The 17881-nt window shown below is 72.6% G+C and carries 15 protein-coding genes; 6 read left to right on the forward strand and 9 right to left on the reverse strand.

Annotation, left to right across the window (positions count from 1 at the left end):
• Positions 1-154: 154 nt before the first annotated feature.
• Both ACIRB7_RS23760 and ACIRB7_RS23765 read right to left on the reverse strand, forming a co-directional pair.
• Positions 155-2728, reverse strand: a complete 2574-nt coding sequence (locus ACIRB7_RS23760) for an ABC transporter permease (protein ID WP_403602076.1) — start codon at positions 2726-2728, stop codon at positions 155-157.
• Complete coding sequence (locus ACIRB7_RS23765) at positions 2725-3513, reverse strand: ABC transporter ATP-binding protein (RefSeq protein ID WP_403602079.1); 789 nt, start codon at positions 3511-3513, stop codon at positions 2725-2727. Before ACIRB7_RS23765 ends, ACIRB7_RS23760 begins: the two co-directional genes overlap by 4 nt.
• A 192-nt stretch (positions 3514-3705) precedes the next feature.
• Here ACIRB7_RS23765 and ACIRB7_RS23770 point away from each other — a divergent pair, with 192 nt between their 5' ends.
• Complete coding sequence (locus ACIRB7_RS23770; RefSeq protein ID WP_403602082.1) at positions 3706-5298, forward strand: MFS transporter; 1593 nt, start codon at positions 3706-3708, stop codon at positions 5296-5298.
• A gap of 45 nt (positions 5299-5343) precedes the next feature.
• Here ACIRB7_RS23770 and ACIRB7_RS23775 read toward each other — a convergent pair whose 3' ends face one another.
• Positions 5344-6063 (reverse strand): TioE family transcriptional regulator, encoded by a 720-nt coding sequence (locus ACIRB7_RS23775; protein ID WP_403602085.1) that lies wholly within the window; start codon positions 6061-6063, stop codon positions 5344-5346.
• Positions 6064-6121: 58 nt separating this feature from the next.
• Here ACIRB7_RS23775 and ACIRB7_RS23780 point away from each other — a divergent pair, with 58 nt between their 5' ends.
• The gene (locus ACIRB7_RS23780) at positions 6122-7324 is read left to right on the forward strand and encodes an erythromycin esterase family protein (RefSeq protein ID WP_403602087.1); all 1203 of its coding nucleotides are present in this window, start codon (positions 6122-6124) and stop codon (positions 7322-7324) included.
• A gap of 116 nt (positions 7325-7440) precedes the next feature.
• Positions 7441-7884 (forward strand): hypothetical protein, encoded by a 444-nt coding sequence (locus ACIRB7_RS23785; protein WP_403602090.1) that lies wholly within the window; start codon positions 7441-7443, stop codon positions 7882-7884.
• 72 nt (positions 7885-7956) lie between these two features.
• Here the strand turns inward: ACIRB7_RS23785 and ACIRB7_RS23790 are convergent, their stop codons facing one another.
• On the reverse strand, positions 7957-8145 hold the full coding sequence (locus ACIRB7_RS23790) for a DUF397 domain-containing protein (RefSeq protein ID WP_403602093.1): 189 nt from the start codon (positions 8143-8145) through the stop codon (positions 7957-7959).
• Positions 8142-9005, reverse strand: coding sequence for a helix-turn-helix domain-containing protein (locus ACIRB7_RS23795; RefSeq protein WP_403602096.1), 864 nt, complete (start codon positions 9003-9005; stop codon positions 8142-8144). The genes ACIRB7_RS23790 and ACIRB7_RS23795 overlap by 4 nt, the downstream gene beginning before the upstream one ends.
• A 103-nt stretch (positions 9006-9108) precedes the next feature.
• Here ACIRB7_RS23795 and ACIRB7_RS23800 point away from each other — a divergent pair, with 103 nt between their 5' ends.
• The gene (locus ACIRB7_RS23800) at positions 9109-9597 is read left to right on the forward strand and encodes an ATP-binding protein (RefSeq protein ID WP_403602099.1); all 489 of its coding nucleotides are present in this window, start codon (positions 9109-9111) and stop codon (positions 9595-9597) included.
• Positions 9598-9602: 5 nt separating this feature from the next.
• On the opposite strand, the gene ACIRB7_RS23805 is transcribed toward ACIRB7_RS23800, so the two are convergent.
• From ACIRB7_RS23805 to ACIRB7_RS23820, 4 genes are all read right to left on the reverse strand, one after another.
• On the reverse strand, positions 9603-11867 hold the full coding sequence (locus ACIRB7_RS23805; RefSeq protein WP_403602102.1) for an FG-GAP repeat domain-containing protein: 2265 nt from the start codon (positions 11865-11867) through the stop codon (positions 9603-9605).
• A 70-nt stretch (positions 11868-11937) separates the two neighbouring features.
• Positions 11938-12909 carry a cellulose-binding protein gene (locus ACIRB7_RS23810; protein ID WP_403602105.1) on the reverse strand — a complete coding sequence of 324 codons (972 nt, stop codon included), beginning with the start codon at positions 12907-12909 and terminating at the stop codon, positions 11938-11940.
• Positions 12910-13030: 121 nt separating this feature from the next.
• Positions 13031-15550 carry an SUKH-4 family immunity protein gene (locus ACIRB7_RS23815; protein WP_403602108.1) on the reverse strand — a complete coding sequence of 840 codons (2520 nt, stop codon included), beginning with the start codon at positions 15548-15550 and terminating at the stop codon, positions 13031-13033.
• A 7-nt stretch (positions 15551-15557) separates the two neighbouring features.
• The gene (locus ACIRB7_RS23820; protein ID WP_403602110.1) at positions 15558-16556 is read right to left on the reverse strand and encodes an SMI1/KNR4 family protein; all 999 of its coding nucleotides are present in this window, start codon (positions 16554-16556) and stop codon (positions 15558-15560) included.
• Between the two features lie 266 nt (positions 16557-16822).
• On the opposite strand from ACIRB7_RS23820, the gene ACIRB7_RS23825 reads away from it, so the two are divergent.
• Together ACIRB7_RS23825 and ACIRB7_RS23830 are read left to right on the forward strand one after the other, a co-directional pair.
• A complete protein-coding gene (locus tag ACIRB7_RS23825) occupies positions 16823-17335 on the forward strand; it encodes a YwqJ-related putative deaminase (RefSeq protein WP_403602113.1) in 513 nt (170 codons plus the stop codon).
• Between the two features lie 10 nt (positions 17336-17345).
• A complete protein-coding gene (locus ACIRB7_RS23830) occupies positions 17346-17837 on the forward strand; it encodes an SUKH-3 domain-containing protein (RefSeq protein ID WP_403602115.1) in 492 nt (163 codons plus the stop codon).
• The last annotated feature ends 44 nt before the right edge of the window (positions 17838-17881 follow it).

Here is a 17881-nt window from a genome sequence, read left to right on the forward strand (position 1 = left end):
GCCCGGTGATCCCCAGCCTACGACGCCCCACGGACACCCGCCCCCGAACCACACCCGGACCGCCGTCCGGTCGGGGCACCGGCCAGAGCAGCGCGCGGCCCCGGAGGACCTGGCAGGTCCTCCGGGGCCGTCCCCCGCTGCCGTCCCGCGACCGCTACTCGCTGGCGATCGCGTTCAGGACGTTCATCCGGCCCGCCCGGAACGCCGGGACCAGCGCCGCGAACAGTCCCACGAACGCCGAGCCCACGAAGACCGTGAGGATCGTCGGCCACGGGATCTCCAGGACGCCGAGGCCCTCCAGGGCCAGGAGTTTCTGGGCCGCCGTACCCCAGCCCATGCCCAGGCCGAGGCCGAGCAGGGCGCCGAAGAGCGCGATCACCACCGACTCCAGGCGGATCATGCGGCGCAGCTGCCGGCGCGAGAGGCCGATGGCCCGCATGAGGCCGATCTCGCGGGTCCGCTCGACGACCGAGAGGGCCAGCGTGTTCACGACACCAAGGACGGCGACGACGATCGCCAGGGCGAGGAGCCCGTACACGATGTTGAGCAGCTGTCCGACCTGGTTCTTCAGGTCCTCCTTGTAGTCGGCCTGGTTGCTCACCTTGTACTGCGGGTACGGCGCGAGCGCGTCCTTGAGCGACTGGTAGGCCGCGGTCTCCTGCCCGTCCTTCGCGCTGGCGAGGAGGAGCAGGCTGTGCGGCAGGCGGTCGGCGGGCACGTACTCGGCGAGGGTGGTGACGTTGGTGTACATCACCCCGTTGTCGACGTTGCCGGTGTCGGCGGTGATCGCCGCGACCTTGAGCTTCGCCGGCTTCCCGCCCTTGAAGGCGACGGTCAGGGTGTCGCCGACCTTCACGCCGTGCTCGGTGGCGTAGTCGCTGCCCACCGACATCGCACCCGGTCCGTAGGCGTCGGCGAGGGTGCCCGCGGTGGTCTCCCGGCGCAGGTCCTCCATGTACGTCGGGTCGGTGGCGGCCAGGTCGGCCTTCGTGGTCTTCCCGCGCGGGTCGGTGACGGTGGCGTCGACCCACTTGTACTCGCTGACGTGGTCGAGGCCCGGGGCCTTCTCCAGGGCGGCCTGCGCCTGCGGCACGATCGGCTGCCCGGTGCCGGACTGCACGATGAAGTCGGCGCCGACGGACCGGTCGAGTTCGTCGGTGGCGGAGGCGACCATCGAGGAGCCGACGACCGAGAGGCAGGCGACGAGCGCGAGGCCGATCATCAGGGCGGCGGCGGTCGCGCCGGTGCGGCGCGGGTTGCGGAGCGCGTTCCGCTCGGCCATCCGGCCGACCGGGCCGAAGACCCGCAGGACGACGACGCCGAGGGCGCGGACGACTCCGCCCGCGAGGAGCGGGCCGATGACGACGAAGCCGAGGAGGGTGAGGACGACGCCGAGGCCGAGCCACATCGATCCGGGACCGGCCTCCTCGGCGCGGGCCGCGGCGACCAGGGCGGCCGCTCCGGTGGCGGTGAGGGCGAGCCCGATCCCGCCCCGTACCCTGCCTGCCTTGCCGTCGGCGGGGGTGCCCGCGTCGCGGAGGGCGGCCATCGGGGAGACCTTTCCGGCGCGGCGGGCCGGGATGTAGGCGGCGAGGACGGTGACGACGATGCCGAGGGCGAGGCCGACGGCGGGCGTCGTCCACTTCACGGTGAGGTCGCCGGTGGAGAGTTCCATGCCCATGGAGGACATGAGTTCCATGAGGCCGACGGCGAGCCCGACGCCCGCCGCGACTCCGGCGATCGAGCCGACGAGGCCGAGGAGCAGCGCTTCGACGAGGACGGACCGGTTGATCTGCTTGCGGCTGGAGCCGATGGCCCGCATGAGGCCGATCTCGCGGGTGCGCTGGGCGACCAGCATGGAGAAGGTGTTGACGATGAGGAAGATGCCGACGAGGAAGGCGATCCCGGCGAAGCCGAGCATCGCGTACTTCATGACGTCGAGGAAGCCGGCGACGTCCTCGCGTCCTTCGTCGGCGGCCTCGGCGGCGGTCTGCAGCTTGTAGCCGTCGCCGATGGCGGCGGCGATGTTCCGCTTGAGGACGTCGTCGCTGACACCGGCCTTGGCGTCGGCGGCGATCTGCGTGAACAGGCCTTCCTTGCCGAGCAGTTCGCGCTGCGCGGTGGGGGTGTCGAAGTAGACGACGGTGGCGCCCGGGTTGGTGACCTTGAAGTCGACGATGCCGGAGATCTTCGCGGTGAAGTCACCGATGACGGAGATGGTCCGCAGTTCGTCGCCGAGCTTCAGGCCGTGCTTCTCGGCGGTGGCACCGTCGACGACCACGTCGGTGGGGCCGCGCGGCTCGTGGCCGGAGGCGATCTCCACCGAACGCAGCTCGTTGGGGCTCCAGTTGACGGCGATGGTCGGGGCGCCGCTGGTGGGCCCGACGTTCTTGTTCTTCGCGTCGACGACGGTGACGCCGGTCGTGGCGACGGCGCCCTGGGCGGCCTGGACGCCGTCGGCCTTGCGTACCTGCTCGAGGAGCGAGGCGGGGAAGGCCTCGGGGCGGCCGGACTGCGGGGTCTCGTCGCTGACCGAGCCGCCCTTGGGGCTGACGGTGACGTCGGACGCGGTCGACGCGAAGAGCTTGTCGAACGTCGTGTTCATCGTGTCCGTGAAGACGAGGGTCCCGGAGACGAAGGCGACGGAGAGGAGGACGGCGACGGCGGAGAGCGCCATGCGGCCCTTGTGCGCGAGGAAGTTGCGCAGCGAGGTCTTGAGGACGGTCACGACGTCCGCCCGCGCGCGTCGAAGTCCTTCATGCGGTCGAGGACGGCGTCGGCGGTGGGCCGGAGCATCTCGTCCACGATCCGGCCGTCGGCGAGGTAGAGCACACGGTCGGCGTAGGAGGCGGCGACGGGGTCGTGGGTGACCATGACGATGGTCTGGCCCAGCTCGTCGACGGAGGTGCGGAGGAAGCCGAGGACCTCGGCGCCGGCCCGCGAGTCGAGGTTTCCGGTCGGCTCGTCCCCGAAGATGATCTCGGGCCGGGCGGCGAGCGCGCGGGCCACGGCGACGCGCTGCTGCTGCCCGCCGGAGAGCTCGTTCGGCCGGTGCTTCAGGCGGTCGGAGAGCCCGACGGTGTCGACGACCCGGCGCAGCCACTCGGCGTCCGGCTTGCGGCCGGCGATGTCCATGGGGAGCGTGATGTTCTCCAGGGCGCTCAGGGTCGGCAGCAGGTTGAACGCCTGGAAGATGAAACCGATCCGGTCCCGGCGCAGCTGGGTGAGCTTCTTGTCCTTGAGCCCGGTGATCTCGGTGTCGTCGAGGTAGATCTCGCCGCTGGTGACGGTGTCGAGCCCGGCGAGGCAGTGCATCAGGGTCGACTTGCCGGAACCCGAGGGCCCCATGATCGCGGTGAACTGTCCCCGGGCGATGTCGACGTCGACGGAGTCGAGCGCGACGACCCGGGTCTCCCCCGAGCCGTACGCCTTGACGACCTGACGCGCCCGCGCAGCGACGGCCGTACGCCCTCCAGTACCCCCGTGCCTGGGGATGGTCACAGCCGTGGTCACGGTTCTCTCCTAGGAGCAGTGGGTGGGATTTGTAAGTTCAAGTTAAGAACCCGACGGGCCCCTTCTCGTCCTCCGTCGGGACGAACGACCCCTGGGCCGTATGGGGGAGATGCCCCTAGGGGTTCCTCCACCCCGGGTACGGGTGAGACCCTGACCGCGCCCATTTAGGTGTACGAAGAAAGGAACTGCGCGGTGACGGATCCGTCGACCACGCGAGCGGGAGCCGATCCGGCCCCGGCGCCCTCCACCGACCGTCGCCGGCCCGTCGTCCTCGCGCTCATGCTCGCCATGGGCCTCGCCGCCCTCGACGGCACGATCGTGTCCACCGCCGTCCCGCAGATCGTCGGCGACCTCGGCGGACTCTCCGTCTTCTCCTGGCTGTTCGCCGGCTACCTGCTCGCCGTGACGGTCACCCTGCCGGTGTACGGGAAGCTCAGCGACACCTTCGGCCGCAAGCCGGTACTCGTCGCCGGGACGGTCCTCTTCCTCGTCGGCTCCCTGCTCTGCGCCGCCGCCTGGGACATGGCGTCCCTGATCGCCTTCCGCGTCGTCCAGGGCCTCGGCGGCGGCGCCCTCCAGGGCACCGTCCAGACCATCGCCGCCGACCTCTACCCCCTGAAGGAGCGCCCCAGGATCCAGGCGCGACTGTCCTCCGTCTGGGCCGCCTCCTCGATCGCGGGCCCGGCCGCCGGCGGCCTCCTCGCGGGGTACGCCGACTGGCGCTGGATCTTCCTGATCAACCTCCCGGTCGGCCTGCTCGCCCTCTGGCTGATCAGCCGGCACCTGGTGGAACCCACCCGCACCCGGGCGGACGCACCGGAGACGAGGGAAGCCGCACCCCGCGCGCGCGTGCGCGTCGACTGGGCCGGGGCCCTCGCCATCTTCGCCACCGGCGCGCTGCTCATCACCGCCCTCGTCCAGGGCGGCGTCGCCTGGCCCTGGCTCTCCGCCCCGTCCCTCGGCCTCCTCGGCGGGGCCGCCGCCCTCGCCGCCCTGACCGTCGTCATCGAGCGGCGCGCGGCCGAACCGATCATCCCCGGCTGGGTCTGGCGCCGCCGTACGATCGCGGCCGTCAACCTCTCCCTCGGCGCCCTCGGCCTGCTCATGGTCGCCCCGACCGTCTTCCTGCCCACGTACGCCCAGTCCGTCCTGGGCCTCGGGCCGATCGCCGCCGGGTTCGTCCTCTCCTCGTGGACCCTCAGCTGGCCCATCGCGGCCGCGCTCTCCAACCGGGTCTACAGCCGCATCGGCTTCCGGCTCACCGCCGTCCTCGGCATCTCGCTCGCACTGGTCCTGCTGCTCGCGTTCCCGTTCCTGCCGTTCCCCGGCGAGGCCTGGCAGCCCGCCCTCCTGATGCTGCTGCTCGGCGGGGCGCTCGGCCTCTTCCAACTGCCCCTGATCGTCGGTGTGCAGTCGACCGTCCCGTACGAGGAACGCGGCACGACCACCGCCTCCGTCCTCTTCTGCCGCCAGGTCGGCCAGAGCGTCGGCGCGGCCCTGTTCGGCGCCGTCGCCAACGGCGTCCTCGCCGCCCGCCTCGGCGGCACCGGCGACCTGGACGCCCTGGCCCGCTCCCTGGACACCCCGGGCTCCCTCACCGCCGAGGCGGCCGACCACCTGCGCCGCGCGGTCGACGCGGCGGTCGACTACGTGTACCTGGGCGCGGCGGCGGCCGCCGCCCTCGCCCTCCTGGCCCTCCTCACCCTGGCGCCGCGCCACTTCCCGGTCCTGGAGGAGGAAGGGGAGGGGGAGGAGAGGAAGGGGGAGCGACGCGGTGCGGAATGACGGGGTACGGGATCCTCAACCCCAGGAGTCCCGTGGACGGAAGCCTCAGCCGCGCTCGCGGAGGTACGCCTCCAGCTCCGCCGCCCCCGCGAGCATCGCCCTCCCCCTCCCGGACAGCCGGCCGTGCCAGTCGCCGAGGGCGGCCTCCAGCGGTTCGAGCCCGCCGGCCGCCCGTACCTGCGCGATCAACGGAGCGATCCGCTCCAGCAGATAGCCGCCCCGCCTGAGCTGGTGGGCGAGGCGGGCATCCCGTACGTCGGCCTCGTCGTAGACGCGGTACCCGGTCCGAGGGTCACGGCGGGGGCGCACGAGACCGGCGCGTTCCCACTTCCGCAGGGTCGCGGGCCGGATGCCGAGCTGCTCCGCGAGCGGCCCGATGAAGGTGCCACCGGGATCGGGATCAGTCACCACGGCAGGCCCCAGGTCGCGGAGGGCACTCTCGACGGCCCGGAGGGTCCGCCGGTCGTCGAGCAGCTGGGCGTGACTCTCGTCGATGAGCCGGAACGCCTCGTCGACCGCGCCCTCGTTCACGGCCCGCATGATCGACGCCGCCGTCTGATGCCCGTGGCCGGGCACGAGGGCCAGAAACGCGCGCAGCGCGCCCGCGTGCAGCGGGGTGTAGACGCGGTAGCCGGAGGGGGTGCGGTCGGCGGCGGGGAGGATGCCTACTTCCTCGTAGTTCCTGACCGCCTGGGTGGACAGACCGTGCACGCGCGCGAGATCAACGGGCCGAAGCCGCCCCTCGGTTTGAAGGTTACGCCCCACGATTCCCCCGCCCCCGCGAAAAAGTCTCCACCGAAGGTTCAACGATACCGTTGAAGGCATGGCGACTGACATCAAGGACACCACCCACCCCGTCGACTCCGCCGCCGTCATGCGTCTGCTCCCGGCCCGGCCCCGACTCCTCGCCCTGGGCGAGCCCACCCACGGCGAGGAAGCCCTCCTCGATCTGCGGAACGACCTCTTCCGGCAGCTCGTCGAGGAGGAGGGCTACCGCACGATCGCCATCGAGAGTGACTGCGTGCGGGGCCTGATCGTGGACGACCACATAACCTCGGGCACGGGCACGCTCGACGAGGTGATGGAGCGGGGCTTCAGCCACGACTGGGGCGCCTCCGCCGCCAACCGCGAACTCGTGCGCTGGATGGGCCACTTCAACGAGGGCCGCCCCGCCTCCGACCGGCTCCGCTTCGCCGGCTTCGACGGCCCGCTGGAGATCGCCGCCGCCGAAAGCCCCCGCCAGGCCCTCACCGCCCTCCACGACCACCTCGCGGCCCGGGTCGACGAGGCCCTGCTCCCCTGTACCCGGGAGACCCTCGACGAGCTGCTCGGCGCCGACGACCGCTGGACCGAACCGGCCGCGATGATGGACCCGGCCAGGTCGGTGGGCCGGTCGGCCGACGCGGCCGAACTACGACTTCTCACCGACGAACTGACGGCCCTGCTCGACGCCCAGACACCGCACCTGCTCGCGACGACCTCACGGGACGAGCGGGACCGCGCCCACCTGTACGCCCGCACCGCCCTCGGCCTCCTGCGCTACCACCACGCGATGGCCGACCCGTCACCCTCCCGCATGACACGCCTCTGCACCCAGCGGGACCTGCTGATGGCCGACAACCTCCTCGCCCTCGCGGCCCGGGGCCCGGCGCTCGTCCACGCCCACAACTCGCACCTCCAACGGGGGAAGAGCACGATGCGGATGTGGGAGGGACCGGTGGAGTGGTGGGGCGCCGGGGCGCTGGTGAGCGCCGAACTGGGCGAGGGGTACGGGTTCCTGGCCACCGCCCTCGGCACGATCAGGCACCAGGGCGTGGACGCGCCACCCCCGGACACCCTGGAGGGCCTCCTGTACGCGCTCCCGCCCGAGAGCTGCGTAGTCGACGCCCGCCGCCTGGCGACCACCCTCGGCACGACGCCTCCCGAACCCCGCGCGTCCCCCTGGTTCGGCTACGCCCCACTGGACCCGGCGCGCCTGGCGGACAGCGACGGCCTGGTGTTCGTGAAGGACGTCCGACGGAACTAGGAGCCGTCCGGACGGCCAGGCCGGGGCGAGGCCGAAATCAGGTACCGGCATTCTCCGACCCGGCCTACGCTGCTGCTTCGCGTTCGGCCGGGAGGCCGACGAGGAGGGCGGGGCGAATGAACGAGCCGGAGGTTCCGCAGCAGGAGCCGCGCTGGGCGATAGCGGCGAACGTGGTGGCCTGGCGCCGGTGCGGAGAGGGCGGCCGGGAACTGCGTTCGGGCACGAAGTTCTTCAAGGGCGGGGCGAAGGTGTACGTGGGCGGCGTGTACTTGGGTTCGGGAGGCGAGCGGGTCACGGCGGTCGGACGTGAGCGGCACACCGGCCGGTGGATCGTCATCGACACGGCGACGCGCCACCTCCACACCTTCCGGCCGAAGCTCGTCCACACCCCGCGCGCCCTGGAGCGACTGCGTGAGACGAGCTACGGGGGCGACCCGGACTACGCGGCCGAGCTGTCCGCGACGCTGGAGCAGTACGCGCGCCAGTACCGCGCCGCGACGGCCCCGAACAGTCCGCACCCGGACCGGTGCCTGTGCCACGCCTGCCTGACCGGCGAGTGACGTGTCCGGACGTGAGAGCCCTGCCGTCCGGCTCGGACGGCAGGGCTCTCACGCGTACAGCGGCGGGCTGTACTACTCCGCGGAGGCGAGCTGGACGAATCCGGCCCACGCGTCAGGGGACACTCGGAGGGCCGGCCGGGCCACGTCCTTGGAGTCACGCACGTGCACGGCACCGGCACTGGTCGCGACCTCGATGCACTCGCCGCCCTCGGTGTTGCTGTAGCTGCTCTTGAACCAGGCGAGGGACTCGGTGTTGTTCATACTTCTCCCAGCAACTTCTCGATGAACGCCAGCGACTCTCTCGGGCTGAGAGCCTGAGACCGGATGATCCCATAGCGCGCTGACGCGAGAACGGCCTGCTCTGGATCGGTCTCCAAGGAGCTGATGTTCGTGACCTCGACGTAGAGGAACTGTTTGCCGTCCTTCCGCGTGACGACTGTGAAGGGGCCGTTCACGCCCGCGTTGTCCTCGCAGTCGGTCGGTACGACCTGGAGCTCGACGTTCCGTCGCTGGCCGATCAGAAGCAAATGCTCCAGCTGCCCGCGAAGAACCTCCTTGCCGCCGTATCGGTGCCGGAGCACCGCCTCGTCCATGACGAAACTAAGCAGAGGCGCGGGGCGCCGCTCGAAGATGTCCTGCCGAGCCAGACGGGCCATCACCCGCTGCTCGATGATCTCCTGGTCCAACGGAGGGCGCCTCATGGCCAGAAGAGCGCGCATGTACCCCTCCGTCTGAAGCAGACCGGTCACCATCAGCTTGCCGTACGACAACAGCTCTATGGCCTGCTTCTCAAGCTCCGCCATTCCCTGGAAGAACGCCGGATACTGCGCCTTCTCCAGTTGCTCCTTCCAGACCGTCAACAGCCCACCTGCGTCCAGCACCTCGTCGGACCGGTCGATCGCACGCGGCGGTGGAATCCTCCGGCCCTGCTCGAACGACGCAATGGTCGACGCCGAGTAACCCAGACGTTTACCGAACTCCTCCCGCTCCATCCCCGCCCGTGTCCGCAGCGTCTTCAGACTTTTTCCGAACGCCGCCACCACGCCCTGCCCAGCCCTGTCCGCCGCCCGACCACCGGCTGCGGCATCAGACTCGGGCTCCGGCGCCTGCTCCTCCGCCATTGCACCCCGCCTCTCGTACCTGCACCGACGGACCACGTACAAGGCCATCGCGTCGGTGCGTCACCACTGGTCACGCTACGCCGCCAAGAGGACCTTGGGAGGCATGATGAGCGACAACTTGAGCCCCACCGACCTCAGCCAACTCGCCCGCAACTCGCCTCACTTGGGAGACCGGTTCTTCGCCCTGCGGTTCACGTCGACCGCCCGGGGCGCCCGGCTCGCTCGGCGGCTGGTCGCCGTCCGGCTGGACGAGTGGGGCGTCCCGTACGGGACCGGGCCGCACGAGACCGTCGTGCTCGTCGCCGCCGAGCTGACCGCGAACGCCGTACGGCACGGGCACGTGCCCGGACGGGACTTCCACCTGCTGCTCCGGGTGACGGCGGCACCCCGCCCCCTCGCGCGGATCGAGGTGAGCGACACCCGCGCCGAGCGCGTACCGCCCCGGCCCGCACAGCTCACCGGCCCCCGTTCGGAACTGTCGGACGGGGGCCGGGGGTTGCTGCTGGTCGAGGCGCTGGCCGACCGCTGGGGCTGGTGCCCGAGGCTCGGGGCGCCGGGGAAGACGGTGTGGGCGGAGTGCGCCCTCATGTGACCGGCCTAGAACGCGGTGTTGTACGACAGCCCGCCCGTGACGTCGGTCTTCACGCCGCCCTTGAGGGGGGAGTTCCAGCTGCCCGTACCGGCGTAGAAGGTGGCGGTGCCGCCGGCCGTGGCGATCAGGTCGGCCCGGCCGTCGCCGTTGGCGTCTCCGACGCCGACGAGGTCGGTGAAGCCGCCCCAGCCGCCGCCGACCCGGATGCGGGCGGCGAAGGTGCCGTCGCCCTTGCCCAGGTACAGCCAGAGGGCACCGGCCTTGTCCCGGGCGACGAGGTCACCGGCCGGGCCGCCCGCGAGGTTGCCGGTGGCGGTGAGCTGGTTGTACACACCCCAGCCGACGCCGATCTTCTTGCGGGTGGCGAAGGGGGTGGTGGCCGAGCCCGTGCCCTTGTACAGGTACAGGTCGCCCGCCTTGTCGGTGGCGACCAGGTCCGCCCGGCCGTCGCCGGTGAGGTCGCTGCCGGCCGCCAGGTGGTTGTACGCCTGCCAGCCGACGCCGATCCTCGTCCGGACCGAGAGCGGCTTGTCGCGGTCACCGGTGCCCTGGTAGAGCCAGAGGACGCCGGCGCGGTCCCGGGCGACGACATCGGGCGCGGCCGAGCCGGCGATGTTCCCCGCGGTTTCGAGCCGGTCGTAGGCCTGCCAGCCGACGCCCACCCGGGATGTGCCGGTCTCCGTCAGGGAGCCGCCCGGGGCGGAGGGCCGGCTGCCGACGCGCCACAGCACACCGCTGGGCTCGCGGACGAGGAGGTCGGCCGAGCCGTCGTCGTCGAAGTCGTGAGGCGCGGGGGGCCGGGTCACGGTGAACCGGCCGGTGGTGACCAGATCGGGGCCGATTCCCTCGTCGGGGCTGGCGGTGAGCTGCCACTCGTACTCGCCGCTGCGGGCGGGGAGTCCCTGGTCGGGCGACTCCAGGTCCTTGCCGTCCCAGCGCCAGGTCAACCGGCGCGGTGTCCCGGCGACTGCGCCGAACGGGATGTCCCAAGAGTCGTAGACCGTGGCCCGGCTGCGCACATGGGTCAGGGTCAGCCACACGCGGCTGTCCACCCGGGAGAGGTCCCAGCTGAAGTCGACCCCACGCGCGACCTGGTCGGCGGGGAGCGTCTTCGGGGTGGTGGATCCCGTGAGGGTGACGACGGTCGACTGCCCCGTGGACGCGACCAGTTCGACGATCGGCCGACCGCCGTCGGCGCGCGGCGAGATCCGGTAGAGGCCCTCGCCCTGCTCGGGAGTGCCACCGCGCACCAGGAGGGAGCCGCCGGGCCCGGCGACGGTGGAGGAGAACGCGGTCAGGAGGACGGCCTTCTCTCCGGTCTCCATCGACTGGACGGTGAACGGCCGCCTCGTCCGGTTGTATCCGCCGTCGACGTAGGTAGACGCCTCGATGTGGGCCTTCTGGCCTGATGCCGCCCAGCCGCCGACCAGGTACAGCGGATCGTCCCGGTCCTCCGACGGGAACCACCGCTCGCCGGACGTGCCGCGCCGGTGGGCGACGATCCCCTTGCCTGAGAGCCGCGACTCGCGCCAGGCCACGTGCGTGGCGGAGACCGCGCCGTACCCGGCGTACTCGTTCTCGGATTGCAGGTAGGTGGGCCTGCTGGTGGAGGCGAGATCGACGAGGACCTTGGCGGGCATCGACGTGTCGCCGATCCAGCAGTCGTAGAGCGCGGAACCGGTGTCGGTCCAGCCGTCCTGACCCGAGTAGCACTCGATGCCGGGTCCCCCTGCCAGCCACCGGACCTTCGGTGTGCCGTCTTCGACCGTGGCGGCGTACTCCTTCCAGTGGTCCCCCTCCTCCCGCGAGAGCAGGAGGGTGCTGCCGACGAGGCCGGTGAGCTGGTAACCGCCGAGGGCGTCGAGGTCGACCGTGACCGGGGCCTCAGCGGCTGTGTCGGGCGTCGACAGGTCGTGGACCTCCAGCCGGCGGCTGCTGTAATCGGCGGGCTGGTCGCCGGTGACGACAAGGTCCGTGCCGCCGCCGACGGCGTAGGCGCCGGGCAGCACGATCGACGAGCCGTCCAGGTACCAGGTCCAGCGGTACTCCGGCGTGGTGCCGCGCGTCTTCGACAGGAAGCCGCTCGGCCCCGCCCCGACGACGTCCGCGTTGAGCGGGAAGCTCACGACGGTCTGCTGCTGGTCCTCCTGCGTGGCGGCCGGAGCGGCTGCCGTGGCCGGGAGCGTGGTCAGCGTGCCGCCCGTGGCGGCGAGGACGATGGTGACGGCGGCGGCCGCGAGTCGGCGGCCGCGCATGCGTGCGTGGTTCAAGTAGATGTTCCCTCCCCTGGGAGACGGGAGGCTATCGGACGCACGGCAACCGGTTTCCACCGGCTTTCCGTTACACCTCCGGCCGCTTTCCGCCCGGGTCCGGGTCCGACCCCTGCTCCTGCTCCGCGTCCGGCTCCGGGTCCGAGCCCTGCCCCGATCCCGGCCCTTGTCCCTGCTCCGGCGGCCCCGCCACCCTCCCCGTCAGCGCTGCCAGCGAGTGGCGGATGTGTTCCATGTGCGCGTGGATCTCGTCCCGCGCCTCCTCGTGTTCCCGCAGCACCCGTTCCGTCTCGCGTTCGGTCCGTTCCGCCTTCAGGCGCGCACTCGCGAGGAGTTCGCCCGCGCGCGCCTCCGCGTCCTCCTGGCCGTGGCGGGCCTCTTCCTCCGTCTTCGACAGGGACCTTCGGGCCTCCGCGAGCCGGGCCTCCGCGTGCGTGAGCAGTTCCTCGTGGTGGGCGTCCAGTTCGGCCGCCTTGCCGTCCGCCTCGCGCTCGGCCTCGTCCCGTACCGCCTTCTGGTCCGCGCGCTGCTTCGCCAGGAGTTCCGCCGTGCGCCGCTCCGTGTCCTCGAAGACCTCCCGCGCCGCGCCCCGCAGTTCCTCCGCCTCGCGGGTCGCGTCCGACGTCAGTTCCTCGGCCCGCGCCCGCGCCGCCTCCAGGGTCGCGCGGGCCGCCGCCTCGGCCGCCTCCCGGACGCCCTCCGCGTACGTCCGCGCCGCCTCCGCCGCCTCCCGGGCCGCCGTATCCGCCGCCTCCGCGAGGGACTGCGCCTCCGCCTCGGCCTCCCGTACGAGCGTCTCGTCCTCCTGCTCGGCGAGCTCGAGGATCTTCCGCGCCCGGTCGGTGAGGGACTCGTACCGCTGCGGCGCGAGCGCCTCGACGGCCGCGCGCAGCCGAGCCGCCTCGGCCTCCATCTCCTTCGCGAGGACCGTGAGCCGCGCGGCCCGCTCCCACGCGCCGTCGCGGTCCTCGGAGAGCGCGGCCAGGTAACGGTCGACCTGCTCGGGGCGGTATCCGCGCCCCCGTCCGACGGCGAAACTCATCCCTGACGCCCCTTCCCTGCGACCCGAACCCGAACGTCCAGGATGCTCCATCAGAACGGACAAAAGGCGCCCAACGTGCACACACGTCAAGCGCCCTTCGTCACATTCCGTTCAGTACCCCCTACAGGAGGCCGTCCCACATCTGTTCCAGAAGCACCGACCACCAGTTCTCCGGCGACGAGAGCGCCGCCGGGTCCAGCATCGCCAGCTGCGCCTGGAAATCGACCGTCCAGCGGCCCGCCTGCTCCGGGTTGAGCCCGAACCTCAGCCGCCACATCCGGCCGAGCAGCGCCATCGAACGGGTGAACTCCGGCAGCCCCGTGTTCACGAACTGCGGCGGCACCACCTGCCCGCCGGGACCGGCCTCCACCGGCACCGCCACGATGTGCGCGGTCCCGTACTGGACGCACAGCGCCCGCCCGAAGTCCGAACCGAGCACCAGGTACGAGCTCGCGTCCGGCGCGGCCTGGACCTGCCGCTGCGCCGCCAGCTCGGCAAGCGTCGGCACCACCGGCACGGCCGGCTGCGCCCAGAAGAACGGACCGAAGTCCGCCGGAAGCCCCGCCCACACCAGCGTGCGCGCCACCAGCTCCGGCACGCCCTGACGGGACACCGCGTGCTGGTCGAAGCGGAGGACGCCCGGACCGAACGCCCCGGCCAGCTCCTGCGCGATCGCCTCCGGCGGGACCGGCGGCGCCGGCTGCACCTGCGGCAGCGGAGCCCGTACCGGCGCCGGACGCGCCGGGCCGTCCGCGACCTGGTGCAACTCGCCCTGGTGGGTCAGGAGTTGCCGCATGCCCTGCTGCCGGCCCGTGTGATCACGACCGTACGGGGCGATGCTGGTGATCCGCGCCTGCGGCCACGTCTCCCGGATCATCCGGGCGCAGTAACCGCCCGGCAGCTCACAGGACTCCAGCTCCGTGTGGAGTTCGAGCACCTGCTGCGGCGGCACGTTCATCGCGCGCAGCTCGTGCAGGATCTGCCACTCCGGGTGCGGGGTGCCCGGCGCCGAACGCCGGATGATCTGCGCCTCGGAACCGTCCGGGGCGCGATAACGCAGCACCGCCTGGTAGCCGGGGCCGACCGTCGGCTGACCCACCGGCTGCTGCGGATAGCCGTACGCGGGGGGTGCGGGCGCCGGGGGTACGGGCGCGGGCGGCGGCGTGTGCCCACCGTGCAGCGGCGGCGGCGGAGCCGGCGGGCCCGGAGGCTGCGGCGCCGAAGGACCACCGGGACCCGGGTGCGCCAGCATCGTCGCGGCGTGCGCGACCCCGCCCGCAGGGGTACCGGGCGCGCCGGGCATGCCCGGCGGCGGCGGGGGCGGCGGAGGCGCGCCCGGACCGCTCTGGCCCGGGTGCGCCAGCATCGTCGCGGCATGGTGCACGGGCTGCGGCGGCGCCGGAGCGGGCGGCGGACCGGGAGGCGCGGGAGGACCGGGCGGGCCGGGCGGCTGGATGCCTTCGGGCCCGAGCTGCGACACCAGCTGCGTGGGGATGTACGCGCCGGCACCCGACGAGGCTCCCGGCACCCCGGGGGCTCCCGGCGGCGGAGGCGGCGTCGCCGGGCCGCGCCCGGCCTTCGGCGGCAGCGCGGCCTTGCTGGTCGCGGCGTCCGCGATGTCCCCGGCACCCGGCGCCGAAGGCGCGGGCGCGGGCGCGGGCGGCGGCGGCACTCCCGGACCACCCTGACCACCCTGACCGGCCTGCGGCGGCAAAGGCGACGGGCTCGGCGCGGGCGGCGTGGACGGGGCCACCTGAACACCGGGCGGCGGCGGTGCGGCCGGGTCGAGCCGGGGCGCCACGGCGGTCGGCGGCAGCGCGCTGCCGCCGTGCATCAGGGCGGTCGGCGCGTCGGCGCCCACCTGCGGCGGCGGGGCGTCCTCGTCGTCCGCCCCCGACAACGCCGGCGCGAACACGGTCGCGGGCAACGGCACCGCCCCGTCCACACCACCGGAACTCGCGTTGGCGTCGACCCACGGGCTGCCCGCGGGCGCGGCCGGGGGCAGCGGCGCGGCCGACGGAGCCGCCGGCGTCTCCGCCGGGACCCCGTCCATCGCCGTCGGCTCGTACGCGTCGGCCCCGTCCCCCGAGGACGAAGAAGAAGAGGAGGAGGAAGCGGAAGGCGCCCCCGCCGAAGGGAACCCCCCCGAAGACGAAGTCGACGACGCCACCGAAGCCGAAGGACCCGCCGCGCCCACCGGCTCCGACGTGTCGTCCACCGGCGCCGCCGCACTCCCGCTCTCCTGCGACACGTTCGGCTGCTTCGGCAGCCCGATCCGGTCCGCCGCGTCCTGCAACCACTCCGGCGGGCTCAGCAGGAACGACGTCTGGTTCAGATCGATCCGGGCCGCCGGAACCGCCGCCTGCGCCGGAACCTCCTCCGCCGCCCCGTACTCCTCCTCGTACCGCCGGATCACCTCGCCCACCGGCAGCCCCGGCCACAGCGTCGCCTCGCCGCTGTCCCGGGCGATCACGAGCCGCTGACGGCCGCCGTCCGACCTCGGACCGCCCTCGCGGTCCTCCGCCCACACGACGAAGCCGAGATCGAACTCCCGGACCCGCACCTCACGGTGCTGGTACGACGGCAGCTCGCCGTTGATCCACTCCTCGGCGCGCTCCTGCGCCTGCGCGAAGGTCACCACAGCCCACTCACTCCCCCACCGGGACCACGGCCACCGCTCGCGCGAAGCCGCCGTCCACCATCAGGTTCGCCACCGTCTCCAGCTCCGGCGGGTTGCCCGCGAGCCGCTGCAGAAACGCGTCGAAGTCCGCACCACAGGGCAGCAGCAGACGCTCCACCCGCTCGCCGACCGTCCAGCCGGCCGCCACCTCGCCGGAGTCCCGGGCGTCGTCGTACGCGCAGAACCACACCGTGCCGACCCCCTCACCCCGCACCTTCAGCGCGATCAGGCCGCCCTGGACGAACGCGACGCCCAGGTAGTCCTTGGTCAGATGGTCACGGAGGCACTTGTTGACGTAGACGAGGTCGTTGACACCGGCCTCCTCCCGCACCGTGAAGAACGGCTGGTCGACCAGGAGCCCCAGCTCCGCGTCGAGCGCCGCACCCACCGGGGCGCAGCCGCCCGCCGCCTTCAGGAACGAGCGGTACGCGCCGGGAAGCCGGTAGCCGAGGTCCTCCTCGACGCCCTGGAGCTGCTGCTCCGACACCGACACCAGGCCCTTCGGCAGTCCGAAGTGCACCGGCCGGGTCTCCTGCAGGGGCCGCGTGCCGCGCTTCGCATGGTCGACGGCGGCCGTCGCCACCCCGCCGTGATGCCGAAGGAGGGCCTTCACCTCGACCGGGACCAGCTCCATCCGGCGACTGCGCGCCACGTGGTGCCACGTCCAGCCGTGCGGGGTCGCCACCGCCGGGATCGTGTCCCACAGCTCATGACCGGTCGCCGCCATCGCCGCGTTCGCCGAGACGTAGTCCGTGAGCCGCAGCTCGTCGACGCCGAAACCCTCCGGCGGGTCGGCGATCTCCGCCGCCGCGCGCGCGTACGGCGAGAAATCCGGGTGGCCGTACTCGTCCACCCGCACCCCTCTCGGGTGACGGGAGGCACGGACCGGGTCCGGGAAGTGCACGACCTGCCCGGTGTAGGCCGCGTTCGGTGGCGCGGTGTCCTGCCCGAGCCGACCTGTCGTCATGGCGGTTGCCCCCTGCACTGGCGTCGCTGCCTGCTACTACCCGCAGCCGCTGGCTGCTGCTGACTGATGCCGCACAGCCTATGCGCTGCCACAAGAGCCCGAACCGGCCCGATCCGACGGTGACCAAGTGTCACGACGTCATGACAGGTGCACCATGATCACGACACACCGGGGCCACGTTTGGCCGCCCCAGCTTCCCCATATGGCTCCCTATTTGGCAGGCTGTCCACGCAACTCGGGGGATTGCAGGAGGGGAAGACCAGCGCATGCACGCAGCACCGACACCCACACAGGGTGACCCACGCCTCAACTGGAGCAGCAGCGCCGAGGCCACTCGCGCGCCGTTACTGCTTCACCGCCGCGACGGCATCCTTCCCACCGTCGGGGCCGCGCTCTCCGTACGCGGCGAGACCCTCACGTGCACCGCCGGCCGAGGCGACCGCCCGCCCGCCCTGCACGCCCTCGTCCAGGACTTCCTGGACACCCTCACCAGCAGCCAGCGGGAGCGCTACACCGGCCGCTGCCCCGAGGCGATCCTGCTCTCCCGGCATCTCACCGCCACGGAGACGGGCCGCTCCAAGCGCGCGCAGCGCAAGCCCCTGACCCACGGCGAGGCGCGCCGCTCGCTCAAGAACGCCAAGCTCACCGCGCGTCGCATCCGCGAGGACGGCGACCCGCTGCACGGCAGCTACGCCGCACCCTGCCGCTCCTGTACGGCGATGCTCGCCCACTTCGGCGTCCGCACCGTCGACCCCACCACGCCTGTCGAGAACGGCTGACCGCACACCCATGCCCGACCACCTCAGCACCACTCGCTTCCCGGTCAACGTCGACGCCGCCCTCCGCGAGGCCGGCTGGCAGCCGGGCCGCTGGGACATCAAGCTCGCCGAGGAGTGGGCCGACACCCTGCGCGCCCATGTCTCCCCCGCCGGGCACCGGCACAGCGTCTTCCCCGCCGTCGTCGAGGCCTGGGCCGAGTTCGGCGGCCTGCGGATCACCGCGCCCGGGCACGGGCGGCAGATAGCGCCCGCCGCCGTGCGCTTCGACCCGCTCGCCGGCCTCCACCTCTCCCGCACGCTCGCGGACCTGGGGCGCGCCCTGGAGACGGAGCTCGCGCCGCTCGGCGAGGAGGGCGAGCACCAGGCGATCCTGGCGATGGACATGGAGGGCCGGGTCTACAGCCTCGACCACGCGGGCGACTGGTACCTGGGCAAGGACATCGACGCGGCTCTCTCGACCCTCGTCACGGGCACCCAGCCACCCCGCCTCACGGCCGGCTAGGACCCGTCCGGGCGCTCACAGCTCCCGGCGGCCGGATGTGCGAC

The sequence above is a fragment of the Streptomyces sp. NPDC093795 genome (genome assembly GCF_044764665.1).
In the GTDB taxonomy this organism is placed as follows: Bacteria; Actinomycetota; Actinomycetes; order Streptomycetales; family Streptomycetaceae; genus Streptomyces.

Excerpts from the sequence above, each read along its gene's own strand:
- ACIRB7_RS23810 (WP_403602105.1), bottom strand. The coding sequence starts at position 12,909 with ATGAGTTTCGCCGTCGGACGGGGGCGCGGATACCGCCCCGAGCAGGTC.
- ACIRB7_RS23795 (WP_403602096.1), bottom strand. The coding sequence starts at position 9,005 with ATGGCGGAGGAGCAGGCGCCGGAGCCCGAGTCTGATGCCGCAGCCGGT.
- ACIRB7_RS23800 (WP_403602099.1), top strand. The coding sequence starts at position 9,109 with ATGATGAGCGACAACTTGAGCCCCACCGACCTCAGCCAACTCGCCCGC.
- ACIRB7_RS23830 (WP_403602115.1), top strand. The coding sequence starts at position 17,346 with ATGCCCGACCACCTCAGCACCACTCGCTTCCCGGTCAACGTCGACGCC.
- ACIRB7_RS23790 (WP_403602093.1), bottom strand. The coding sequence starts at position 8,145 with ATGAACAACACCGAGTCCCTCGCCTGGTTCAAGAGCAGCTACAGCAAC.
- ACIRB7_RS23825 (WP_403602113.1), top strand. The coding sequence starts at position 16,823 with ATGCACGCAGCACCGACACCCACACAGGGTGACCCACGCCTCAACTGG.
- ACIRB7_RS23785 (WP_403602090.1), top strand. The coding sequence starts at position 7,441 with ATGAACGAGCCGGAGGTTCCGCAGCAGGAGCCGCGCTGGGCGATAGCG.
- ACIRB7_RS23820 (WP_403602110.1), bottom strand. The coding sequence starts at position 16,556 with ATGACGACAGGTCGGCTCGGGCAGGACACCGCGCCACCGAACGCGGCC.
- ACIRB7_RS23780 (WP_403602087.1), top strand. The coding sequence starts at position 6,122 with ATGGCGACTGACATCAAGGACACCACCCACCCCGTCGACTCCGCCGCC.